This is a genomic window from Actinocrinis sp. (genome assembly GCF_035653575.1).
Classification (GTDB): Bacteria; Actinomycetota; Actinomycetes; order Streptomycetales; family Catenulisporaceae; genus Actinocrinis.
Map to the genome: position 1 here is coordinate 20,045 of NZ_DASRBQ010000163.1, position 18,643 is coordinate 38,687.

The following is an 18,643-nucleotide window of genomic DNA, read 5'->3' on the forward strand; positions in this document are numbered from 1 at the left end:
CCTGGGCGGCGCTCTGTCAAACCGCTGCGCGGGCTCGGCGCGGCGGGCTCGGCCCACCGGATTCAGCCCACCAGATAGCGCTGCAGGGTGGGCGCGACCAGCGTGACAAGTTCCTCGACCGGCGCCGAGGCCAGCGGTTCGACGGCGAGCAGGTAGCGCCCCATGATCAGCCCGACCATCTGAGTCATCGCCAGCTCGGCGCGCAGTTCGGGCCGCGGCGCGTCGAGGGCCGCGGCGATCGGGCCGGCCACCTCGCGGGCGATGAAGCCGCGCAGCAGCCGGGCCATCTGCTCGTTCGTGGCCGCCGCGCGCAGGACCGCGAGCACGCGTTCGCGGGCCGCCGCGTCCTCGAGCAGCCCGAAGGCGAAGCGGACCAGCCGCTCGCCGACCCGGCCGCGGTCGCCGTCGACCACCCGGACGACCAGCTCCCGCGGCTGCAGCGGGAAGTCGAGCGCGGCGAGGAACAGCTGGTCCTTGGTGCCGAAGTAGTGGTGCAGCAGCGCGGAGTTGACCTCGGCGGCGCGGGCGATCGCGCGCATGCTGGTGTTCTCGTAACCGCGCGCGGCGAACTCGGCGCGGGCCGCGACCAGGATGTCCTGCCGGGTATCCGCGCCCCCGGGCCGCCGGCCCGGCTTACGGCCAGCCGCCGGACGCGTCTTCGCGGCCTCGGCTGCGGTCCCCGTCGCGTCGGCGTCACGCTGTGCGTTCACCAGTTCATTATCGCCGCGCTGGCGAAGTCTGACGGATAAGATGATCGACATGGACGTACGCGGGCTGACTCACTCCTCCGACGCCTCCGCGCTCGAGGTCGCGCCGCAGGTGGCGCAGGCGCTGGCGGGGGGCGCCGCGGTGGTCGCGCTGGAGTCGACGATCATCAGCCACGGCCTGCCGCGGCCGGACAACCTGCGCATCGCGCGCGAGATCGAGGAGGCGGTGCGCGCCGCCGGCGCCGTCCCGGCGACCATCGCGGTCGTGGACGGGGTCGCCCGCGTCGGGCTCGACGAAGCCGCGCTGACGGCCATCGCCGAGCGCGACGACGTGGCGAAGGCCAGCGTGCGCGACCTCGGCTTCGTCGTGGCGAGGGGCGGCAGCGCGGCGACGACGGTGGCGGCGACCGCGCATCTGGCCGAGCGGGCCGGCATCCGGCTGTTCGCCACCGGCGGGCTCGGCGGCGTGCACCGCGGCGCGCGGGAGAGCTGGGACGAGTCGGCGGACCTGGTCGCGTTGGCCCGCACCGGCATCACCGTGGTGTGCTCGGGAGTGAAGTCGATCCTTGACGTGCCGGCCACCCTCGAACGCCTGGAGAGCCTGAACGTCCCGGTGGTCGGATACGGCACGAACGCCTTCCCAGGCTTCTACATCAGCGACTCCGGGCACCGGATCGACTGGCGGGCCGACTCGCCGGCCGAGGTCGCGGCGGTCATCCGGGCCCGCGACGCGCTCGGGCTCTCCCATCAGGGCCTTGTCGTCGCGAACCCGCTGCCGGAGGATGAGCAGCTCGACGCGGAGCTGCATGAGCGAGTCCTCGAGGAGGCGCTCGAGCAGCTGGACGCGCACGGCGTCACCGGCAAGGCGGTCACGCCGTTCCTGCTGGACTTCTTCCACCGGCACACCGCCGGCGAGAGCCTGCGCGCGAACGTGCGGCTGGTGCTGCGCAACGCCGCGCTCGCCGGGCAGATCGCCGCCGAGCTGGCGCGCGGCGCGACCGGCGCCGACCCGGAGTGAACCGAGCCGCCGCCGGCGCCGCCGCGCCCGATCAGGACCCTGCCGGAACCGAGCCCGCCGATCAGCCCGCCGCGAAGGCCGCCTCGGGGGCGCCGACCGTGGTGCTGCTCGGCGACGTCATGACGGACCTGGTGGCGCGGCTCGCCGGTCCGCTGGTCCCGGCGAGCGACAGTCCGGCCCGCATCAGCGTCGAGGGCGGCGGGGCCGCGGCGAACACGGCCAGCTGGCTGGCCAGCCTCGGCGCCCACAGCGTGCTGCTGGGGCGCGTCGGCGACGACGCGGCCGGCCGCGCGGCGGCGAACGGCCTGCGCGCGCACGGCGTCGAGACCCGGTTCGCGATCGATCGCCAGCGGCCGACCGGGACGGTGATCGTGCTGGTCGAGCCCGGCGGCGAGCGCACGATGGTGCCTGACGCCGGCGCGAACGAAGCGCTGACGGCTGACGACCTGCCGTACGACGTCTTCACGCCGGGCGCGCACCTGCACCTGTCCGGTTACACGCTGCTGCGCCCGAGCAGCCGCGAGGCCGCCCTGGCCGCCCTGGACCTGGCCCACGAGGCGGGCATGACCACGTCCGTGGACGCCGCGTCGGTCGGGCCGTTGGAGACGGCCGGCGCCGAACGCTTCCTCGACTGGATCGACGGAATCGACCTGCTGTTCGCGAATCAAGCCGAGGCGCGCACCCTCGCCTCGGCCGCGCACTCGGCGCCGCCGCCGATACCAGCGACCGATCAATCCCCGGCCACGATCCACCGGTTGAATTCGGTCTCTGCAGCACGCGCCATCGCCGAACACTGCGGCTTGGCGGTGGTGAAGCTCGGCGCATTCGGAGCTCTAGCCTGTAGCTCCACCGGCGACTACGAATACGTAGACGCCGTGCCGCTCGGCGCCGACGTCGCCATCGACAGCACCGGTGCCGGCGACGCCTTCGCGGCCGGGTTCCTCAAGCAGTGGCTGACCGCACCGTCGCTCGCCGAGGCGCTGCGCTCCGGATGCGTGCTCGCCGCCCGGGCCGTCCGCATGGTCGGCGCGAGATCCGTCTCTTAGGCCGCGGCCCGCGGGTACCGAATCGCAATCCACTTAATCTAGACAAAAATATCTATATGTGATATAGTGTCAGTTCCTCCATTTAGCATGTCGGCATGTGTTACGACGCAGACGCCGTTCCGCCGTTCTACGGCCCGCCGCTCACCCCGGCTTCCAGCACCGAGTTGCGGCTCACCGCGACCGACGGCGCCCCGCTCGCGGCCTTCCGGTCGCTGCCGGACACGCCGGCCGGCCCGGCCGTGCTGGTGCTGCCGGACAACCGCGGCCTGTCCCGCTTCTACGAGCAGCTCACCCGGCGTCTGGCCGAACAGGGCCTGCCGGCACTCGCGATCGACTACTTCGGGCGCAGCGCGGGACCCGGATACCGGGACCGCCCGGCCGAGTTCGGCGAACTGCCGAACCTCATGCCGCACCTGGCCGCGCTTACCCGCGACGGGCTCTTCGCCGACTTCGACGCGGCGCTCGCCCACCTGCGCGGACTGCCGGGCGGCCGGCGGCGCGCCGTGATCTCGCTCGGATTCTGCATGGGCGGGCGGTTCGCGTTCCTGACCGCGCACCGGCGCTTCGCGCTGGCCGGGGCGATCGGGCTGTACGGCTTCCCGGATTCGCTGCGCGGCGCGCCCGGGCCGATCCAGCTCGCGCCCGACCTGACGGCGCCGATCCTCGGCCTGTTCGCCGGAGCCGACGAGGGCATCCCGGCGAGCACGGTCGCGGCCTTCGACGACGCGCTCGCGGCCGCGGGCAACCAGCGCGAGATCATCACGTATCCCGGCGCCACGCACGGCTTCTTCGAAGCCGGAGCCGGGGCGTTCGAGCAAGAGTGCGCCGACGTCTGGCGCAGGGTGCTCGGCTTCGCGCACGAGCACGCGGATCTCGGCGGCGACTGAGCGGCGGCGGCGCGCCGCGACCCGCCGCGGCGGCATCGGCCCGGCTTATGCTGGGCCGATGCCGAGCACTCCGATCCGCATCACGGCCCGCGAGTTCCAGCTCGTGCTGCTGCGCCGGATGGCCGACTACCACCCCGAGCTGGTCGAGCAGGCGCGCCGCGAGCTGGACGCCAGCGTCACCGAGATGCGCGAGGTCAACGCGCACTGGCAGCGGATGCAGCGGTCCCGCTCCTATCGTGGCGGCCTGTCCGCGCTGCGCGGCTTCCTCGGCGCTCCGCTCGTCGAAGAGGAGCAGCGACTCGGCGATGTCACCTGCCGGATCAGCCGCTGGAAGCTGCCGCTGTGGCCCGACTTGCTGTTCGAGGCGCTGACGGGGATCGGCACAACGGTGCTCGCCGAACAGCTGGTACGCGATCCCGCGTGCCCGCCGCCACGGCTGGAGAACATCGGCGATCTCACGCCGTGGTCCTGCGTCATCGGGGACGTGGAACGGGCGTTCGGTCCGGTGCGGCATCGCGACGGTTCCGCGCCGAGCCGCTGGACCACGGATTTCACCGCGCCGGACGCTGAGGGCAAGCCGGTCGCGGCGAGCGCCGAATTCGTCTGGGGCCTGCTGCAAAGCGTCCGCGGCATCGACGGGAGAGAATTGCGATGAATGATCAGACCGGGCCGGCTTCAGGCGCCGGCGCGAACTGCGCACCGACGATCGGCGTCACCGAGTTGCGTCTGGTGGTCACCGCGGAGGATTACGAGGCGGCACTGGCGTTCTATCGCGACGCCCTCGGATTGCCGCAGCGCGCGGCCTTTTCCTCTCCCGGCGGCCGGGTCACGATCCTGGAGGCGGGCCGGGCCACGTTGGAGATCGCCGACCCGCCGCACGCCCGGTACATCGACGAGGTGGAGGTGGGTCACCGCGCCGCCGGCCACATCCGCGTGGCATTCCAGGTCGCGGACGCGGAGAGCGCTACGCACGCCGCGGCTGAGGCGGGGGCCAGCGTTGTGGCGCGTCCGGTGCTCACTCCGTGGAACTCGCGCAACGCGCGCCTCGACGGGCCGGCCGGATTGCAGCTGACCCTCTTCGAGGAACTGGACGGATAGCGGGCCGAGCCGGACCGTTCGGGCCGTTCGGTTCGAGCGGTTCGGTTCAGACGCCCTTGATCCAGCCGCGCTCGACCGCGCGCGCCCCCGCCTGGAAGCGGCTGCGCGCGTTCAGGCGGGCCGTCAGTTCGGCGGTGATGCGGCGGCTTGTGCGCACCGAGACGCCGAGCTTGCGGGCTATCACATCGTCGGTCCAGCCCTCGGCGAGCAGGGTGAGCACGGCCATCTCCTGGCTGGTCAGGCCCTGGTCGTCGCGGGTGCGGTCCTCGCCGACCGGCTTGGCGGCCTGCCAGATCTGCTCGAACAGCGCGCACAGCGCCGCGACCATGCCTGGTCCGCGCTGCACGACGGCGCCGGTCTTGCTGTGCTCAGGGTTGACCGGTATGAGCGCCTGCTTGCGATCGAAGATCACCATGCGCAGCGGCAGCGTCGCGGTGGTGCGCACCTGGGCGCCGGTCTCCACTAGCCACCGCAGATGGTTGAACGTCGGCGGGTGGTTGCGCGCGCTGTCCAGGTATAGCGACCGTATCGCCGTGCCGCGGCCGAGCGCGTCCTCGTCGAGGGGCCGGGCGGCCGCGATGCTCTGCTCGCTCATCGCCCCGGACGGCGAGAAGGTCATCACCTCGGTCAAGCCCTCGTGGGTACGTTCCTCCATCCACGCCCGCACCGCGTCGACCCCGACGAGCTGCTCGATGTCCGAGTGGTGGCGGGAGGGATGCAGGTCCGCGTAGTCGGCCACCACGCGCGCGACCGCCGCGCGGCTGGCCGCGATCTGCCGCTGCTCTTCAAGCAGCGCGGCCTCGCGTTTGGCCAGCAGCGAGGAAAGCCCGACCTCGGGGCTGACCAGGCGCATGGCGCCGGGGTTCTCGTCGGAGGGCCGCAACAGGGAGAGCCTGGCCAGCTCGTCGAGGCCCTCGCGCACCCGTTCGGCCGGCCAGTCCAACCGCTGCGCGAGCTCGAGGACGCCGAGGCGCGGCTCGGCGAGCATGGTCTTGTACACCCGCTCCGCGTCCGAATTGACGCCGAGCGCGTCCAAACCCAGTGCTTCCAGCATGGCAAGCCCCCAACGATCGGTTGCTCCTCAGTGAAGCGTGCAGGTCCCTGCACCGCAAGATTCTGCCACACGGAAATCCTGGTACACAGCCTCCGTCTGACGGAACATCGGGGATATGTACCTCATCAATTCACGTCTAAGCACTGAGGATAGAAGCATTAACGCCGCCGATCTTCGCCGTCTTTTCACGAATATCGCAGACCCCGACGATCGGCTGGAACACCTCTACGCGGAGACCGACAGCCACGAGGCGCGCCTCGCGCTGTTCCTGTGTCACCCGGATCTGGCGGCCGCGGAGTCCGCCGCGGCAGGACTTTGCAAGCGGGCACTGGAGCGCTGCCCTGAACTGCGGGGCTGGTCGATGGAGTACTGCGGGGCCGGGGTGGTACCGGGGGCGGAGAAGATCCTTCTGGGGGTGTGAGGCGGGGCAACAACTTGCTGCCACCGCAGGGTCATGTCAGCACGGAACGGTGACAGGGGCCGCCGGACTCCGGCAAAATCCTGCCTCGGATAATGGTTCTCCGAGGCACCGCGGGCTTCGAATTACCCACTGTTCCGCCCTATTCCCCGCACTGGGTTTGACCCTGCACGAAAGAGGCTTTCCCATGAAGCGTGCCATCCGTCCCGCGTGCCTGCTCGTCGCCGCCGCCGTCGTCTCGGCCACTCCGGTGCTCGCCGTCTCGGCCCTCGCCACGACCGCGCCCGCCACGGTCGTCACCGCCACGACCTCGCAGGTGACCACCGCCGGCGACCTCATCTGGGACTGACCATGACCGAAACGCTTTCCGCTCCCGTCCGTCTGCGCCGCCGCGAGCCCGTCCCCGCGCGCCGCGCCTGGACCGAGGCCACGGCCGGCCACCTCGCCGGTCCGGCCCGCGGCGCCGCCGCGCTGCTCGGCGCGGAACTCGAGGAGCTGACCCGGGATGAACTGATCGCCCTCGTGCCCGAGCCCTGGCTGTTCGACCGCATGGTGCCGTCCGGCCTGTTCTCCAAGCTGCTGCGCCAGGGCCTGACGGTCCGGGTGCTGCACGGCCCGGCGCGTCCGGGCGACCCGGCGCCGTTCCCGGCGCTCACCCGGCTCGGCACGGCCGCGCCGACCACGTTCAGCCTGCCGTACCCGGTGATCGTCCGGGACCGCTCGGTGCTGTACATGCCGCACCCCGACCCGCGCCACCCGATGGCCGGCCGGCTCGCCCCGCAGCCGCACGTGGTCGCGGCCCGCTCGCTCGCCGTCGCCTTCGACCTGGCCTGGGCCGCCGCCTGCGGCCAGCCGCCGAACAGCCCGCCGCCCGGGCAGGTCACCGCGGAGCAGCGGGAGATCCTGCAGGTGCTCAGCAACGGGGTCACCGACGACCACGCGGCCGCGCAGCTGCACATGAGCCGGCGCACCTTCGCCCGGCGGGTGGCGGCGCTGATGGACAGCCTCGGCGCGACCAGCCGGTTCCAGGTGGGAGTGCAGGCGGCACGCCGCGGGCTGGTCTGACCTGCGGTTCGCGAGCAGCCGGCGGCCGCGCTGATCTGCTCCCGGCCGCGCATTGCGAGATGAAAGCACCGCGGGATCGATGCACTGCGGGTTGGAAGCGCAGCGCGGATGAAAGCGCAGTGTCGATCAAAGCGCAGTGTCGATCAAAGCGCAGTGTCGGCAAAAGCAGTGGGGATGAAAGTAGTGAAAGGCCGCGTTCGGTGCTCACGCCGCCGGTCCGGCACCGGGACCGGCGGAGCGCCGGCTGAGGTCAGCCGGCCGACCGGGCCGGTAGCGCCGTAGAAGCGCCGTACGGACCGGCAGGCGCCCGGAAACACGCAAGGCGCCCCGACGCCGTCGTCGGACCGCCTTAGGTGCTTCAGAGTGTGTTCAGGCTCAGCCGTAGCGCCGAGTAGCGTCCAAGAGGCTGAGTACGTTGCGGTGCGAAGCCATGATGGTCGGCGCCGCGCCCGGGCCCGCGGGATAGCTCAGGTATGCCAGGTCGTCCGGGCCGGCGGCCCACGGGTCGTCCTCGAACAGGCCGGCGGTCTCGGGGTCGGTCAGCACGGCGGGATCGGAGTCGACGATCACGGTGCGCACCACCGCCGGGCGGTAGGGCCCGCCGGGCAGCTCGATGCCCGCCTGCGCCACGATGACGCGCAGGCCGATGTCCTGCCGCATGAAGTTCAAGCGCTCGGCCGAGTAGCTGGGGTCCAACGGGACGTAGGCGCCGCCGGAGCGCAGGATGCCGAGCATCCCGATGACCAGTTCGATCGAGCTTTCGCAGCACAGGCCCACCGGGTGGCCGCGGCGCACGCCGGCCAGCCGGAGTTTGGCCGCCACGCCCCCGGCGCGGGTCCACAGCTGCGCGTAGCTCAGTTCCTCGCCGTCGAAGACGACGGCTGCCGCGTCCGGATTGATGCACACCTGTTCGGCGATCAGCTGCGGGATGCTGGCCTCGACCGGGAAGTCGTCCCAGTGCGCGTCGGCGCAGGCGGTCAGCAGGGCCCATTCCGCGTCGGGCAGGCTCGACAGCTCGCCGACGGGCTCGTCGTGCCGGTACTGCCTGATCCGCTGTGCGCGGATCACGCCGGCCGGCGGTCCGTCGGTACGGTCGGTGAATCGGATGAACATCCCCATCCCTCCGCTTGGCTGCCCCGAGGAACCCGGAACTCGGGAACGCGGTGCTCAGGAAGCTAACAGTCCGGGTTCGGCCGCTCGCATTGCGTGGAGGAAAGTGGCAAGAGTGTGCCAGTGACGGCGTTTCGCCACCCGAACGCGTTGACGGAGCGGTAAGGGGTCTGACGCGTCAGCATTCTGCTCGGCCCACGCGCAGGTGGGACCGATCGCATAAGACTTAGAACAGGGTCGGTTGCAAGGAACCTTCAAGGGTGAGCAATCGGCGCTTGGTCTCCAGTCCGCCGCCGAAGCCGCCGATGCCCCCGTCGGCCGCGATGACCCGGTGGCAGGGCACGACGATCACGATCGGGTTGCTGCCCATCACCGTGCCCACCAGCCGGGAAGCGCCCAGCGTGCGGCCGGACAGCAGCGCGAGGTCGCCGTAGCCGATGGTGTCTCCGAACCGGACCTTGGCGTGCAGGGTGCTGAGGATCGAGCGCTGGACGCCAGAGGTGAGCGACCAGTCCACCGGAACCGTGAACTCGGTGAGCGTCCCGGCGAAGTACTCCTTGAGCTCGGCGGATATCAGCGCGCCGAACTCGTGTTCCAGCAGCGGCGCGGGCTCCGGCCCGCCCTGCGCTTGGGGAGCCGGGCCGGCCAGCTCGTCCGAGAAACCGGCGAGCGGACCGAAGGTCAGCCGCAGCAGCCCTCGCGGGGTCACCACGGCGCCGAGCGGGCCGACCGGCGAGTCGACATCGCCCCACGCGGATCCGGCAGGCAGCCGGTAACGCGAGCCAGGTCCTGGCAACATCCGGCTCCTCCTCTCCGCGGGCCTCACGCACGCCCCTCCGCGTGCGCTGCGTTCGCGTGCACTGCATTCGCGTGCTCTGTGTCAGCTGGGTCCAGCCTAGGCGGCGGCACCGACAAGTTCGCTCGCTTTGCCGCAGAACCGGGTCGCGACGATCGAGCCGGCCGGGCATCGGATGGGACATCAGGCCGCCTTCCCGGTACTGAGCCGCTTCGCGGGGCTCGCCGCAGCGTCGATCGCCGCCTCAGCGGCCAGCTTCAGGTCATGCAGGGCCTTGCTGAGCGGCGAACGGGTCCGTCTGCGGCCTGGAGCGCGGCGAGCAGAGCCTTGGACGGTCCGCTCCATTGCCGCCGCGAGATCTCGAACGGCTTCGCACAACTGGCCCGCGTGACGCCGCTGCGCCGCTCCGAAGTGCTCCGCGTCCCGCAGATCCCGTAAGGCATCCATCAGCGCCCGTATACGTCGCCAGTCCTGGCTGAACGCCAGTGAGGCGGCGCTCAGGGCGACCGCGTCGTACGCCTGGTCCATGGCCCGCAGCGCGGCGACGATTCGCAGGTCGGCCTGAGCGCGCGGCGACTGCCGGTTCGGGCGCTTCGGCGCCTGGTTCGCGCCATCTGACGGCCGGTCACTCGATGCGCGAGCCGCGTTCGGCGCCGATTGAGCGAACACGATCCGCACCGCCGAGCTTCGGGCGTCGGGCCTGCGGCGGGCCGGGAACCGCGGCCGGGCGATGCCCGCGCCGAGGCCGGAGGCGAGCGTCGAGGCGCATTCGCGGGCCGGCAGTCCGGCCTGGCGCGCCGCGTGGAACAGCTCCGAGGCGGCGAGGTCGCGGTCCAGCAGGCCGGCGCCGATCAGGCGGCCGAGCGCGTAGGCGGAGCGGTTGAGCGTGTCGTTGCGCGTGCCGATCCGCGCGGTACGCATGCGCTCGACCTCGTTGCGCAGCGCGGCCGCGCCATACGCAGCCGCCGCGGCACTCGGTATGCGAGAGCCGGCCACGTCGGAGCGGTTGACGGCGAGGGGAGGCAGCGCCGGGGCCGTCTGACGTGACCTTGCCGCGAGTTCGCGCACGATCCAGCGCGGGACCGGCGCGACGGGTGAGTCGTCCACGATCTCGTAGCGTTTGCGGCCGATCGTCGAGCCCGGCCCGACCACATAGCCCCCGGCTGCGCGCGTGTCGATCAGCGGGCCGAGCCGGGCCACGGTGTTGCGCAACTGAAGGCCCTTCGGGGCGCGGAAGTAGAGGTGGATGCCGCCGGACGGTGTCACCACGGTGAACGTGCGCGGTATGGGCCGGCCGGCGGCCAGTTCGCGCAGCACGTGCGCGCCGTCGCGCGGCTCCTGGTGCGTGGACGCGGGCGTGTCGGCGCCGCGCTGCCCTTCGGCATCGCGCGGCTGCTTCGGTACATCGAGGTCGAGCACGAACAGGGCGCTCGGCCCGCAGGCTATGCCGAAGTTCGCGTGAGGCGGCCAGCCAAGTTCGCGCAGGCGCCGCGGATCGCGGACCGCCAGGCCCTCCCAGTCCTCGCGCACCGCGGGGATCTTGCTGCCGGGGCGCAGCGGGAAGACCGCGAAGCCACGCTCGGCCAGGGCGATCGCCGCGCCGAGGCGGTCGGTCGCGGCGCCGGTGCCGCTCTGTGCCGCGGTCGCCATCGTCGACATGTTCGACCCTCCTTCGCGCATCGCTCGTACTTATGTTCTATACCCAGCCACCGACAGATTCCGCTCCGCTGGCCCGTCCGTGGCACGATCTGCCGCATGCGAGCAGTCGTGCAGCGGGTCACCGAGGCGGCGGTGCGGGTCGAGGGCGAGGTCGTCGGGCAGATCACCCAGCCCGGCCTTTGCGTGCTGGTCGGCGTCACGCACGAGGACACCAAGGAACATGCCCGGCGGCTGGCGGCCAAGCTGTGGACGCTGCGGATCCTGCGCGAGGAGAAGTCCTGTTCGGACCTGGGCGCGCCGATCCTGCTGGTCTCGCAGTTCACCCTCTACGGCGACGCGCGCAAGGGCAGGCGGCCGACCTGGAACGCCGCCGCTCCCGGAGCGGTCGCGGAACCGCTGGTCGAGGCGACGGCCGCGGCGCTGCGCGAGCTGGGCGCGCACGTGGAGCTCGGCGTGTTCGGCGCGAATATGCAGGTGTCGCTGGTCAACGACGGTCCGGTGACGCTGATCCTCGAGGTCTGAACGCGACCGGCGCCAGCGCGGATACCGGACGGGACGGGACGGGACGGGACGGGACGGGACGTCAGCCGATCCCGAGCTTCGCGTGCATCTCCCACACGAGGATCTCGGACGCCTCGATCGCCGTCACCCGCTGGCCGTCTCCGGCCGTGATGCGGGCGGCAGCGCCCGTTCCAAGCGCTCCTGCGCCTTCAAGCTCCACCGTGCCGCGGGCTACGAACACGTGCAGGTACGGGGCCGCAGGCAGCGTGACGGAGCCGCCCGGCTCCAGCCGGGCCGCGTGCAGCGCGGCGTCTTTCTGCTTGATCCGGATCGCCGCCGCGCCGTCGTGCCGGTCCATGCCCGAGGCGACCGGGACGAGCCCGCCGCGCAGCAGTTCGTCGCCGATTTCGAGCTGCTCGTAGCCGGGATCGATGCGAGCCTCGTCCGGCACCACCCACATCTGCACGAAGTGCACGGGCTCGTCGTGCTCGGCGCCGCCGGTCAGCCGCCAGGAGTCGTTCTTCTCCGAGTGCAGGATGCCGCGGCCCGCGCTCATCCGCTGCGCGAGACCCGGATAGATGACGCCGCTGTGCCCTTCGGAGTCCTGGTGCACGAGCGCGCCGCGCAGCACCCAGGTGACGATCTCCATGTCCTCGTGCGGGTGTGTCTCGAACCCGGTGCCCGGCCGCACCACGTCGTCGTTGTTGACGAGCAGCAGGCCGAAATGGGTGTTGCGCGCGTCGTAGTGGCGGCCGAAGGAGAAGGAGTGCTTCGAGTCCAGCCAGGACAGCCGGGTGGCGAAGCGGTCGCCCGGATCGCGCAGGTCGAGTGACGGCTTCAGGTCCTGCGCAGCCCTGGTGATCGGGAATGTCGGCATGGGGCCTCCGTCGTCGATGTTCGTACCGCACACGCTACGCCGAGCTTATGCGGGCATACGCGCAATACTGGTCCCAACGATCAAGATCAAAGGAAGGCGCGCATGAGCGACCGCGTCAGGCTCTTCATCGGTAGGTACACGCAAGACGACCCGTCACCGCACCCCGCGCCCGGTATCATCGTCGCCGAGTTCGATCCGCAAGCGCTGACGATCGAAGCCATCGGCGGCGCCGACCTGCCCGAGGCATCTTTCCTCGCGCTGGGGCCGGCTGGAGACGTTCTATACGCGGTGCAGGAGGACGAGCACGACGGCCAGGTCGCCGCGTTCTCGATCGACGCGAGGAGCAGCGCACTCACGTTCCTGGGCAAGCAGTCGACGCACGGCGGATTTCCGTGCCACATCCTCGTGGAACCCGGCGGCAGTTACCTGCTGGCCGCGAACTACGGGACCGGCAACGTGTCCGTGAACCCGATCGAGGCGGACGGCAGCCTTGGCGCGTCGTCAGATGTCTCGCAGCACAAGGGTTCGGGGCCGAACGTCGATCGTCAGGCAGGCCCGCACGCCCACATGGTCGTGGCGGCGCCGGACGGTCAGGTGGTACTTGCTGTGGATCTGGGCACTGACAGCGTCTACGCGTACTCGCTCGACGCGCTGTCGGGCCGCCTCACGCTCATCGCACAGAACCGGATGCGACCGGGCAGCGGGCCGCGTCACCTGGTTTTCCACCCCTCCGGCGAACACTTCTATCTGGCAAATGAGCTGGGCAATACGGTCACGGTGTGCGCGTACGACGCGGCGACCGGCTCGGCGAAGGAGCTGGCGGAGATCCCGGCGGTGCCCGATCCGGAGGGTGGGGAGAACGCGCCCGGCGGGATCCTGCTCTCCGCCGACGGTCGGTTCGTGTACGTCTCGAACCGCGGGGACGAGTCGATCAGCGTCTTCGCGGTCCGCGACGGCGGTTCACGGCTTGAGCCAGCCGGCCGTTGGTCGTGTGAAGGAAGCTGGCCGCGGGACATCGCGTTCAGCCCGGACGGGCGGTTCCTGTTCGTGGCGAATCAGCGTTCACATAGTGTGGCGGTGCTGCGGGTCGATCAGACCACTGGCGCGCTATCTGCGACCGGGCTTTCATACCCGGTCCACAGCGTCGCCCATACGCTCTTCGGATAGGACGGTCACTTTTCGAACAGCACAGTCGCTCTTCGGCTGACGGTTCAGCGAGGCCAGCCGGGTGCGTCGGGGCGGGACTGCCAAGGCAGCGGTCCCGACGCGCGCCGGTACTCGACGCCGAGCGCGTCCAGCCTCCGTTCGTGCACTGCCAGGCGTCGCGCGAAGTCGCCGAAATCCCGGTCCCGCGAATCGCTCCACACGGTTTCGGCGAAGGCCGTCAGCCGGGGAAAGGCCATGTAGTCGACGGCGCGGGCCGAGTCGATGTGCTCGGTCCAGATGTTGCACTGCGCGCCGAGTACGTGCCCTGCTTCGCTCTCGCTGAGCGCCGCGGGAATGGGTTCGAAGGTGTAGACGTGCTCGAGCGACGAGACCTTGCCGATGGGGGTCGGCTCGCCCGGGTCGTCGGACTGGCGCCAGTCGAGATAGACCTGGTCCTCGGGACAGAGCACCACATCGTGTCCGCGCTTGGCGGCCGTGATCGCTCCGGTGATTCCGCGCCAGGAGGCGACGACCGCGTCTGGCGGCAGTTCGCCGTCGCAGATCTCGTCCCAGCCGTAGAGCACCCGGCCGTGGGCCGCGAGGTGCTCGGCGAGCCGGGCGACGTACCAGAACCGCAGCGCGTCGGCGTCCGGGAGTTCGCGTTCTGCGATGCGTTGCTTGGCGCGCGGGCTGGCCTCCCAGGGCCCGGTCGGGCATTCGTCGCCGCCGACGCCGATGTGCTTGGACGGGAACAGCTCGACGACCTCGTCGAAAACGTCGCGGAGGAACTGGAGGGTGGATTCCTCGGCGTTGAGTACGTTGTCGAGGATGCCCCAGCGCGTCGCGACCTCAGGCTGGTCGGGCTGGCTCGGCGAGTCGGTGTTGCCCAGGTGCGGATACGCGGCGATCGCGGCTCCGGCATGGCCAGGCACGTCGATTTCGGGCACGACGGTGATGTGCCGGGCCGCCGCGTAGGCGACGATTTCCCTGATGTCGTCTTGGGTGTAGTAGCCGCCGTGCGGGCGGCCGTCGAACCGCTGGTGCCGCCGGTCACCGAGCGGGCTCTCCCGCCGCCAGGAGCCGACCTCGGTGAGACGCGGGTGGCGGCGGATCTCGAGGCGCCAGCCTTGGTCGTCGGTCAGGTGTAGATGCAGGACGTTGAGTTTGTGCTGCGCTATCAGGTCGATGAAGCGCAGCACGTCCTGCTTGGGCAGGAAGTGGCGGGCCACGTCGAGCAGCGCGCCGCGCCAGCCGAACCGGGGCCGGTCAGTGATCGTGACCGCCGGGACGTCCCAGGGGCCTGAGCTGATCGGCGCGCGGCGGAAGACGGCGGACGGCAAGAGCATGCGGAGTGTCTGTGCGGCGTAGAAGAGCCCTGCGGTGGTCTCCGCTTCGAGCAGGGCGCCGGTCGTGGTCACCGTCAGGCGGTAGCCCTCGGGGCCGAGGCTGGCGGTGCTCGTCGTGGGATCGGTCACGCGAAGGGTGATGGCGTCGGCTGGGCCGTGGCCGTCGCGTAGCGGAAGGCCGGTCGCTGGGCCGAGCGTACCGCGAAGCCAAGCGGCGACTTCGGCGCTGCGTTCGTCGGCATCGAGAACGGTGGTCGCGGTCAGCGTGAAGCGAAGCCGCACCGCCACGTCTATTTCCTGCGGCTCCGGGATGAGCCCCAGATCCGAAAGGTCGTCGATCACTCCAGGCGTCGTCATATTCAGTCGTCCAGCACCGCGAGCGCATCGATCTCGACGAGCATCCCGGCGGGCAGGCCGACGTACACGGTCGTGCGCGCCGGGAACGGTGCGCTGACGAACGTGCTGTAGACCTCGTTCATCGCCGCGAAGTCCGCGACGTCGGTGAGATAGACCCGCATCATCATCACGTCGTCGAAGTCCGCGCCGGCGGCGCGCAGGATGGCCTGGACGTTGAGCAGCGTCTGCCGGGTCTGCTCGGCGACCGTCGTACCCGCGAACTGCCCGGTCGCCGGATCGACCGGGCCCTGCCCGGCTACCTGCAGGATGTTGCCCTTGCGGACGGCCTGCGAATACGAGGCGACTGGCGCCGGCGCGTCCGCCGTGGTGACGGCGATCTTGGGCATCGCTAGTTCTCCTGGTCGTGGTGCGGGGATCGGGCGGTCCAGCCGAGTTCCGCGGAGGCGGCGTCGGCGGCGGCGAGTAGATCAGGGAGCAGGGCGAGCACGCCGGAATACGTGAGCGTGGGTTCGGGCACTGAGAGCGACGCAGCGGCCAGGACGGTACCGGCGGCGTCCCGGATCGGAGCCGCCACGCAGTTGATGTAGTCCTCATGCTCGGCGCGGTCTTCGGCGTGGCCTTGGGCGGCAACCTTGGCGAGCTCGGCCTCGAAGACGCCCGGGTCGGTGATGGTGTTCGGCGTGTAGCGCTCGAAGCCGAGCCTGCTGATCGCGCCCTTGCGGCGCGGTTCGGGCAGCCCGGCGAGCAGGACCTTGCCGACCGCGGTGCAGTGCGCGGGGGCGAGTGCGCCGATGCGCGAGTTCATCCGTACGGGATGTCTGCTGTCGTACTTGTCGATGTAGACGACGGTGCCTTCCACGTACGCCGCGAGATGCACCGTGTGGCCGTGCTTCTGGTTGAGCGCGGCGAGGTGGGGCGCGGCGAGCCGGCGTATATCGAGATCGTCGAGGGCTTGGTGGGCCAGCGCGAACAGGCGCGGTCCGAGCCGGTACCGGTGTTGCTCGTCGTGGCGGGCGAAGCCCTGTGACTCAAGGGTCTGAAGCAGCCGGAGCACGGTCGACTTGTGCACATCGAGCAGCGCGGCGAGTTGGTCGAGGGTCTTCGGGCCGCCGCCGAGGTCGGTCAGGATGCGCAGGGCGCGATCCACGGTCTGGCTCATGCGGCGCCTGCCTTGATCTCATTGATCTCGGCGCCGGGTGCCAGTTCGGCTACGCGGTCCGGTAGCTCTCCGGTCGCGAGAAAGCGCTCGATCGCCGCCTGGTCCGGCATCGTCCCGAGGTCGCCGCGCACCCGGAGGGCGCAGGACGCGGCGAGCGTGCCGAGCCGCAGCCGGTCTCGCAGCGGCAGCCCGCGTAGTGTCCCGGCGATGAATCCGGCGGCGAACGCGTCCCCGGCCCCGGTCGGTTCGGCGATCTCGACCGGCAGCGCGGGCACGTCGACCCGCTGGCCCGCCTCGAAGCCGACGGCCCCGTCAGCCCCCTGTTTCACCACGAGGGTGCGCGGCTCGGGCATCAGCCGGCGCAGCTCGTCCGGATCGCCGACGCCGCAGACCGCCTCGGCTTCGTCGGCGCCGATGAAGACCAGGTCGGCGCGGCGGGCCAGGTCGATCAGCACCGCCGGGTCGCGCCCGGCCCACAGTGCGGGACGGAAGTTCACGTCGAAGGCGACGATTCGGCCGGGCTGCGGCGAGTCCAAGAATGCCGAGGCGAGTGCGGCACAGGAATCCGAGATCGCTGCGGTGATGCCGCTGAAGTGCAGAAGCGGTGTATCGCGGACGGCAGCGGCGTCAGCCAGGGCCGGGCTCATATCGCAGGCCGCTGATCCGGCGCGGTAATAACGCATGACGGTGGACGGCGAGCCCCCAGCCGTATCCGCGCGGGAATCGACGATTTCCTTGACGTACAGGCCGGTTTGGCGACGCGGATCGACTTCGACATCTGACACGTCCACGCCGTGCCCGGCGAGCGTGCGCAGGATTACGCGGCCGAAGTGGTCGTCGCCGACCCGGCCGACCCAGCGGGCCTGAATGCCGAGCGCCGCGAGCGTGCACGCGACGTTGGCCTCGGCGCCGCCGACGGTTAGCGCGTATTCGGTCGCGTCCTCGTCGGGGATGAGCACCGCCAGGGCCTCACCGACGCAGGTCACCGCCCGATCAATCACGTGCCGCCGCCCTCCCGCTCCGCGTGGTCATGCCTTGCCGTACCGCGCTGCCGGATGCTACAACCGGTTGAGCAATATGCGCAATCACGTTGCATATGTTGCAACAAGGCGAGCTTATTCGCGAGGAGGGTCGTGGACGGCGCAGCACTTGGGGCCTTGGCCGCTGAGCGGATCGACTGGCGATACAAGGGTTTTCCGGCGCGATTCGACGGGCTGACAGTGGGCGACCTCGTCGCGACCAAGCCTGCGCTCACGCAGTTCGGCACTCCCCTGCTCGTCCTCGATGGTCCCGCGCTCAACCACAATCTGACCCTGATGGCCCAGTACTGCGCGAAGCACGGGGTCGACCTCGCACCCCACGGCAAGACCACGATGGCTCCGCAGCTGTTCGCCCGCCAACTCGACGCCGGCTGCTGGGGAATCACCGCCGCGACGATCGCGCACCTGCGGACCTACCGGGCGTTCGGGGTCGCGACGATCGTGCTCGCCAATCAGCTCGTCGACGCCGACTCGCTGCGCTGGGTCGCCGGCGAGCTGCGCCGCTCGCCGCGGTTCCGCCTGCTGTGCTTCGCCGATTCGGTCGCCGGAGCGCAGCTGATGCAGGCGGCCCTCGCCGAGGCGGACGCGCCGCGCCCGGTGGAGATCGTGATCGACCTCGGCGCACCGGGCGGCCGGACCGGCTGCCGGAACCTGGACGAAGCGCAGGCTGTGGCGCGTGCGGTTCGCGCGGCGGATCGGCTGCGGCTCGTCGGCGCCGGCGGCTTCGAGGGGGCATTGGCTCCCGATCGCGCGCCGCAGAGCGTCGAGCACATCCGTGAGTATCTTCGTTCTCTGCGCCAGCTCGTGGTCCGGCTCGACGAGGCGGGGTTGTTCGACGAGACCGAGGAGATCATCGCGACGGCCGGCGGCAGCGCGTACTTCGACGATGTGGTCGAGATCCTCGGCGGTGAGTGGAAGGCCTCCCGGCCGGTGCGGACCGTGTTGCGCAGCGGCGCCTATATAACGCATGACGACGGCCACTATCGAAGGCTGACACCGCTTGCCGCAGACGCCGGTTTCCGGCCCGCGCTCAGCGTCCGCGGTCGCGTGCTCTCGACTCCCGAGCCGGGTCTCGCGCTGCTGGACTTCGGTAAACGCGACGCGCCGTTCGACCTGGGCCTGCCCGAGCCGCACACCGTCGAGCGCGCGGACGGCTCTACGCAACGACTGACCGGCTGTTCGATCGCCGCACTCGCCGACCAGCACGCTTTTCTGCGGCATGGCGACGACACGCGGTTGCGCGTCGGCGAGGTCGTCGCCTGCGGCATCTCGCATCCGTGCACTGCTTTCGACAAGTGGCAGCTGATTCCGGTCGTCGAGGAAGGGCACGTCGTGGACGTTATCCGCACGTTCTTCTAG

Annotated in this window: 21 protein-coding genes; 11 read left to right on the forward strand and 10 right to left on the reverse strand. The window is 70.8% G+C overall.

From position 1 onward, the window contains the following. Positions 1-62: 62 nt before the first annotated feature. Positions 63-710 (reverse strand): TetR family transcriptional regulator, encoded by a 648-nt coding sequence (locus VFA06_RS21990; protein ID WP_324842562.1) that lies wholly within the window; start codon positions 708-710, stop codon positions 63-65. 49 nt (positions 711-759) lie between these two features. On the opposite strand from VFA06_RS21990, the gene VFA06_RS21995 reads away from it, so the two are divergent. The 5 genes from VFA06_RS21995 (at position 760) to VFA06_RS22015 (ending at position 4,756) form a co-directional block, all read left to right on the forward strand. After that, positions 760-1,725 (forward strand): pseudouridine-5'-phosphate glycosidase, encoded by a 966-nt coding sequence (locus tag VFA06_RS21995; protein ID WP_324842563.1) that lies wholly within the window; start codon positions 760-762, stop codon positions 1,723-1,725. Continuing rightward, the gene (locus tag VFA06_RS22000; protein WP_324842564.1) at positions 1,722-2,771 is read left to right on the forward strand and encodes a carbohydrate kinase family protein; all 1,050 of its coding nucleotides are present in this window, start codon (positions 1,722-1,724) and stop codon (positions 2,769-2,771) included. The genes VFA06_RS21995 and VFA06_RS22000 overlap by 4 nt, the downstream gene beginning before the upstream one ends. 95 nt (positions 2,772-2,866) lie before the next feature. Beyond that, positions 2,867-3,658, forward strand: coding sequence for a dienelactone hydrolase family protein (locus VFA06_RS22005; RefSeq protein WP_324842565.1), 792 nt, complete (start codon positions 2,867-2,869; stop codon positions 3,656-3,658). 58 nt (positions 3,659-3,716) lie between these two features. Beyond that, entirely contained in the window at positions 3,717-4,313 is a 597-nt protein-coding gene (locus tag VFA06_RS22010; protein ID WP_324842566.1) for a hypothetical protein, read from the forward strand. After that, positions 4,310-4,756: a VOC family protein gene (locus tag VFA06_RS22015; protein ID WP_324842567.1), complete on the forward strand. Its 447-nt coding sequence runs from the start codon at positions 4,310-4,312 to the stop codon at positions 4,754-4,756. The genes VFA06_RS22010 and VFA06_RS22015 overlap by 4 nt, the downstream gene beginning before the upstream one ends. Before the next feature lie 46 nt (positions 4,757-4,802). Here VFA06_RS22015 and VFA06_RS22020 read toward each other — a convergent pair whose 3' ends face one another. Then, positions 4,803-5,810 carry a helix-turn-helix transcriptional regulator gene (locus VFA06_RS22020; RefSeq protein WP_324842568.1) on the reverse strand — a complete coding sequence of 336 codons (1,008 nt, stop codon included), beginning with the start codon at positions 5,808-5,810 and terminating at the stop codon, positions 4,803-4,805. A 115-nt stretch (positions 5,811-5,925) separates the two neighbouring features. Between VFA06_RS22020 and VFA06_RS22025 the strand changes: the two genes are divergently transcribed. The 3 genes from VFA06_RS22025 (at position 5,926) to VFA06_RS22035 (ending at position 7,293) form a co-directional block, all read left to right on the forward strand. Beyond that, positions 5,926-6,231, forward strand: a complete 306-nt coding sequence (locus tag VFA06_RS22025) for a hypothetical protein (protein WP_324842570.1) — start codon at positions 5,926-5,928, stop codon at positions 6,229-6,231. 184 nt (positions 6,232-6,415) lie between these two features. After that, entirely contained in the window at positions 6,416-6,577 is a 162-nt protein-coding gene (locus VFA06_RS22030) for a hypothetical protein (RefSeq protein ID WP_324842571.1), read from the forward strand. A 2-nt stretch (positions 6,578-6,579) separates the two neighbouring features. Then, positions 6,580-7,293 carry a hypothetical protein gene (locus VFA06_RS22035; protein ID WP_324842572.1) on the forward strand — a complete coding sequence of 238 codons (714 nt, stop codon included), beginning with the start codon at positions 6,580-6,582 and terminating at the stop codon, positions 7,291-7,293. Positions 7,294-7,668: 375 nt separating this feature from the next. On the opposite strand, the gene VFA06_RS22040 is transcribed toward VFA06_RS22035, so the two are convergent. The 3 genes from VFA06_RS22040 to VFA06_RS22050 all read right to left on the reverse strand — a co-directional run bounded on the left by VFA06_RS22040 (position 7,669) and on the right by VFA06_RS22050 (position 10,858). Next, on the reverse strand, positions 7,669-8,406 hold the full coding sequence (locus VFA06_RS22040) for an AMP-binding protein (RefSeq protein ID WP_324842573.1): 738 nt from the start codon (positions 8,404-8,406) through the stop codon (positions 7,669-7,671). A gap of 223 nt (positions 8,407-8,629) precedes the next feature. Then, positions 8,630-9,202: a methylated-DNA--[protein]-cysteine S-methyltransferase gene (locus VFA06_RS22045; protein WP_324842574.1), complete on the reverse strand. Its 573-nt coding sequence runs from the start codon at positions 9,200-9,202 to the stop codon at positions 8,630-8,632. A gap of 180 nt (positions 9,203-9,382) precedes the next feature. After that, positions 9,383-10,858 (reverse strand): bifunctional DNA primase/polymerase, encoded by a 1,476-nt coding sequence (locus VFA06_RS22050; RefSeq protein ID WP_324842575.1) that lies wholly within the window; start codon positions 10,856-10,858, stop codon positions 9,383-9,385. A gap of 96 nt (positions 10,859-10,954) precedes the next feature. Here VFA06_RS22050 and dtd point away from each other — a divergent pair, with 96 nt between their 5' ends. Continuing rightward, on the forward strand, positions 10,955-11,380 hold the full coding sequence (gene dtd / locus VFA06_RS22055) for a D-aminoacyl-tRNA deacylase (RefSeq protein ID WP_324842576.1): 426 nt from the start codon (positions 10,955-10,957) through the stop codon (positions 11,378-11,380). A 61-nt stretch (positions 11,381-11,441) separates the two neighbouring features. Here the strand turns inward: dtd and VFA06_RS22060 are convergent, their stop codons facing one another. Next, a complete protein-coding gene (locus VFA06_RS22060) occupies positions 11,442-12,236 on the reverse strand; it encodes a pirin family protein (protein WP_324842577.1) in 795 nt (264 codons plus the stop codon). A gap of 102 nt (positions 12,237-12,338) precedes the next feature. Between VFA06_RS22060 and VFA06_RS22065 the strand changes: the two genes are divergently transcribed. After that, a complete protein-coding gene (locus VFA06_RS22065) occupies positions 12,339-13,403 on the forward strand; it encodes a lactonase family protein (RefSeq protein ID WP_324842578.1) in 1,065 nt (354 codons plus the stop codon). A 44-nt stretch (positions 13,404-13,447) separates the two neighbouring features. Here VFA06_RS22065 and VFA06_RS22070 read toward each other — a convergent pair whose 3' ends face one another. The 4 genes from VFA06_RS22070 to VFA06_RS22085 are packed head-to-tail and all read right to left on the reverse strand — an operon-like array spanning position 13,448 to position 17,245. Continuing rightward, positions 13,448-15,085 (reverse strand): beta-N-acetylhexosaminidase, encoded by a 1,638-nt coding sequence (locus VFA06_RS22070; protein ID WP_324842579.1) that lies wholly within the window; start codon positions 15,083-15,085, stop codon positions 13,448-13,450. Positions 15,086-15,087: 2 nt separating this feature from the next. Continuing rightward, positions 15,088-15,471 carry a Rid family detoxifying hydrolase gene (locus tag VFA06_RS22075; protein ID WP_324842580.1) on the reverse strand — a complete coding sequence of 128 codons (384 nt, stop codon included), beginning with the start codon at positions 15,469-15,471 and terminating at the stop codon, positions 15,088-15,090. Positions 15,472-15,473: 2 nt separating this feature from the next. Then, positions 15,474-16,244, reverse strand: a complete 771-nt coding sequence (locus VFA06_RS22080) for an IclR family transcriptional regulator (RefSeq protein ID WP_324842581.1) — start codon at positions 16,242-16,244, stop codon at positions 15,474-15,476. Further along, positions 16,241-17,245: a sugar kinase gene (locus tag VFA06_RS22085; RefSeq protein WP_324842582.1), complete on the reverse strand. Its 1,005-nt coding sequence runs from the start codon at positions 17,243-17,245 to the stop codon at positions 16,241-16,243. Before VFA06_RS22085 ends, VFA06_RS22080 begins: the two co-directional genes overlap by 4 nt. Between VFA06_RS22085 and VFA06_RS22090 the strand changes: the two genes are divergently transcribed. Then, complete coding sequence (locus VFA06_RS22090; RefSeq protein ID WP_324842583.1) at positions 17,246-18,643, forward strand: alanine racemase; 1,398 nt, start codon at positions 17,246-17,248, stop codon at positions 18,641-18,643.